This window comes from Collimonas rhizosphaerae (assembly GCF_038896935.1).
Taxonomy (GTDB): domain Bacteria; phylum Pseudomonadota; class Gammaproteobacteria; order Burkholderiales; family Burkholderiaceae_D; genus Collimonas; species Collimonas rhizosphaerae.
The window spans coordinates 1-4,284 of record NZ_JBANDC010000044.1 but is presented as its reverse complement, the minus strand read 5'-3'; the positions used below and the strand labels follow the sequence as shown (position 1 = coordinate 4,284).

Annotated in this window: 2 protein-coding genes; both read right to left on the bottom strand. The window is 61.7% G+C overall.

What is annotated here, in order from left to right; translation table 11 throughout:
• The coding region (locus tag V8G57_RS26190) for an ESPR domain-containing protein (RefSeq protein ID WP_342831967.1) at window positions 1–1,276 on the bottom strand (1,276 nt) is incomplete at its 3' end.
• A 55-nt stretch (window positions 1,277–1,331) separates the two neighbouring features.
• The coding region (locus tag V8G57_RS26185) for a YadA-like family protein (RefSeq protein ID WP_342831965.1) at window positions 1,332–4,284 on the bottom strand (2,953 nt) is incomplete at its 5' end.

Genomic DNA, 4,284 nt, shown 5'->3' with positions numbered 1-4,284 from the left:
ACAGCGACGTGACGCTGCTGTTGGTGGTGCTCAAGCCAGTCGACGCCGAAGTCGACAGCGAAACAATGCCGGTAGAAGCCGAAGTCGACAGCGACGTGACGCTGCTGTTGGTGGTGCTCAAGCCAGTCGACGCCGAAGTCGACAGCGAAACAATGCCGGTAGAAACCGAGGTCGACAGCGAAGCTGCACTGCTATTGGCAGTGCTCAAGCCGGTCGAGGTTGAAGTCGAGAGCGATTTCACATTGCTGCCGGTGGTGCTCAAGCCGGTGGAAACCGACGTAGACAGAGAGGTGATGCCGGTCGACAGGCTGCTCACCCCCGTGCTCAATTGCGCCACGGTCGCTATATCCTGCTGCGCCGAGCCGTCCGCGACATTGGTAATGCGGCGCAATGCCGCGGCCGATCCCACCGAGACTTCAGAAGCCGGCGCTGCCGCATTCGTCAGGAAACCGGCGCCGGTCGGTGCAGCTGCCCCGGTGGTCGAGCCGGCGCCAAGCGCCACGCTGTTGGCATATGACGCCGTAGCGCCGCGTCCCAGCGCCACGCCCGAAGTAGCCCCTGTCGCCACCGACGACTCGCCGCCTATGGCCAGTCCGTCCGTTGCCAGGGCTTGCGCGCCTTTGGTGGCATTACCGCCGATCGCCACCGCGCCGGCCGCCCCGGCCTGGGTGGCATTGGCGATGGTCGGCGCCGTAGTGCTGCCGCCGGAACCGATGGCGACAGTATTGGTTTGTGTCGCCTGGCTCAGCAAACCGAGTGCTACGCTGCTGGTGCCTGAAGCGGTCGCTTGCACGCCGACAGCGGTAGCTTGTGTCCCGGCCTGTGCCATGAAGCCCATTGCCGTGCCGTAGTTGCCTTTGACCTGGGTGCCCGTCCCGAACAGCGTCACGGCGGTAAAACCACCTCCGCTCGCGCCGCAACCCGCAACGATCGAATAATAGTTGCTGCCATCGGTCTGGTACATGGTTGCCGCGCCAGGTGCGGTAAACACCGTGCCGTCCAGGCCTGTGTATGAAGGACCGCAACCGGAACCGCCGCCGTTGGCGATAGTTGCAGCATATCCCGACAAAGGCAGCGCCAGCGTCAGCGCCAGCACCGATGCCTTGAGCGGAAGCCGGCCTGCCAGGAGCGCTTCCCACACCGCGCCTTGCACCGCGGCCGGCGCGCTCGCCGAACGGCTGGAACCGGATCGTTTGCCCTTGGCGGCAGCAAGTTCCGAGACCGCAATCCAGGCCCCCAGGACTTGGCTGTAGACAGTGCGGTAGATTTTATTCATGGTTGGCTCTATACAAAATAACTACGGTTTGCGATAAGGGATCAAGCGGCACGATTTATTTCCACTTGAAGCCGTAGCCAGCGCTGAAGCCTGTCGCACTGCCGGTAGTGCTGGCGCCGGCTCCCCAGGCGCTTTGCCCGGTCTTGCTGATCGCCTTGAACTGCAAGGCCAACGCACCGTAACCCTGGTAAGAGCCTAGACCCACGCCTACTCCCTTGTCGCCCGCATCCAGGGGCGGCATTACCGCACCCGACAAAGCCATGCTCATGGCGATACCGGAGTAGGCAATGCGCTTGACGTCGCCCAGCTGGTTTTGCACATCGCGCAACTGGGATACGTTCACTGCATCGGTCGGATTGACGCCTGGCGCGACATTCGTGATGCGGCGCTCGTTGCCGGCAGAGCCGACCGACACCGTGTTGTCCTGGTCCGCTACCGAATACGCACCCAGCGCTACCGAACGGTTCGCCGTAGCTTGTGCGCCGGCGCCTGTCGCAACCGCGTCGTTACCCGACGCCAATGCGTTCTGGCCAATCGCTACCGTCGGATCGCCGGTCGCCCGGGCATTGTTGCCAATCGCCACCGAACCGGCTTGCGAAGCCAGCGCACGGAAGCCCACCGCGGTAGTGTTGGTATCGGTCGCCTGGGCATTCGAGCCGATCGCCGTTGCGCCATCCTTGGTCGCCTGCGCACACAGGCCTGTGCCGGTGGCGTCTATGCCGTTGACGCTGCTGCAGGTGGCGGCGTTCACATTATTGATCGCCGTGCCGCTGGTGCCGCGGGTCCGCACCGTGCCGTCGCTATTGGCGCCGCCTATGGTGGTCGCGCCGATGGTGGCGCCATTGGCCGCGGCAGCATTGCTGCTATCGACCAGCGGTTTCAATGCTGTCGACAACGAAGTCGCACCATTGGTAACGTTGTTCAGGCCAGTGGAAAGCGATGACACCTGGCTCAATCCGGTCGACAGGGAAGAAATGCCCGTCGACAGCGAGGCAATCCCGGTCGAGGTTGACGTCGACAGCGAACTCACATTGCTATTCGTCGTCGACAGGCCGGTCGACAGCGATCCGACGTTCGAGGTAGTGCTGGACAGGCCGGTCGACAGCGAATTGATGCTGCTGGTATTGGTCGACAGGGCCGTCGAGGTGGAGGTCGACAGCGAACCGACATTGCTGTTGGTGGTGCTCAGGCCGGTCGACAGCGAACCGAGGCCGGCCGAGGTCGAGGTCGACAATGAATTGAGCTGGCTGACGTTGACCGCATCGGTATTTTCCGTACCGGCTGCGACGTTGATGATCTGCCGCTCTTTACCGAAGGAACCGACCGACACCACATTAGGCCGATCCGTGCCAACCACCGACTGGTTGATTGAATTCGCACCGATGGCTACAGAATTCGAACCGGCGCTTACCTTCGCATCATCCAGGCCATCCTGCTTGCCGTCTGCTTTGAAGTAGTTGGCAACGCCCGACGTTTGCAGGTTGGAGAGTCCGGTCGACAGCGAACCCACATTGCTGTTCACCGTGCTCAATCCGGCTGAAGTCGAGGTCGACAGCGAACTCACGATGCTGTTGGTGGTGCTCAGGCCGGTCGAGGCTGAAGTCGACAAGGAAGCAATTCCCGTCGACGTTGAGGTCGACAAGGAATCCACATTGCTGTTGGTGGTGCTCAGGCCGGTGGATGTCGATGTCGACAACGACGCCACGTTGCTGTTGGTGGTGCTCAGCCCGGTCGAGGTTGAAGTCGACAGCGAAGTCACGCTGCTGTTGGTTGTGCTCAACCCTGTTGAGGTCGAGGTCGACAGCGAAGCGATGCCTGTCGAAGTCGATGTCGACAAGGACTCCACGTTGCTGTTGGTGGTGCTCAGGCCGGTGGAGGTCGAAGTCGACAGCGAGGTCACGCTGCTATTGGTCGTGCTCAGGCCGGTGGAGGTTGAAGTCGACAGCGAAGCCACGCTGCTGTTGGTGGTGCTCAGGCCGGTCGAAGTCGAGGTCGACAGCGAAGCGATCCCGGTGGATGTCGATGTCGACAACGACGAGACATTGCTATTGGCCGTGCTCAAACCGCTTGATGTGGTGGTCGACAGCGAATTCAGCTGGCTGACATTCACGGCGTCGGTGTCTGCCGTACCTGCAGCCAGGTTAGTAATCTTCTGACCGCTATTGTCGATGCCATTGGTGGTGGTTGCACCGGTCACGGTAAGGCCGGCGGTCGTGATGCCGGTCGACAGCGAAGCGACCGTCGTGCTCAAGCCTGTGGACAAGGATGTCACGCCGCTCTGGGCGGTGCTGATGCCGCTTGACGTCGAGGTCGACAGCGATGTGACGTTGCTGTTGGCGGTGCTCAGGCCGGTGGAGGTCGACGTCGACAGCGAAGCCACGCCGCTGTTGGCTGTGCTCAAGCCGGTCGAGGTGGAAGTCGACAGAGAGGCGATGCCGGTGGATGTCGATGTCGACAACGACGAGACACTGCTATTGGCGGTGCTCAACCCGGTCGAAGTCGACGTCGACAGCGAAGCGATGCCAGTGGATGTTGAAGTCGACAACGACGAGACACTGCTATTGGTGGTGCTCAAGCCGGTCGACGCTGAAGTCGACAGCGAAACAATTCCGGTCGAGGTTGAAGTCGACAGCGATGCGACGCTGCTGTTGGTGGTGCTCAAGCCGGTCGACGCTGAAGTCGACAGCGAAACAATGCCGGTCGACGCCGAGGTCGACAGCGAACTCACGCTGCTGTTGGTCGTGCTCAAACCCGTCGACGCCGAAGTCGACAGCGAAACAATGCCGGTCGACGCCGAGGTCGACAGCGATGTGATGCTGCTGTTGGTGGTGCTCAAGCCAGTCGAGGCCGAAGTCGACAGTGAAACAATGCCGGTCGAAGCCGAGGTCGACAGCGAATTTACGCTGCTGTTGGTGGTGCTCAAGCCAGTTGATGCCGAAGTAGACAGCGAGACAATGCCGGTCGAAGCCGAAGTCGACAGCGAAGTCAGACTGCTGTTGGGGGTGGGG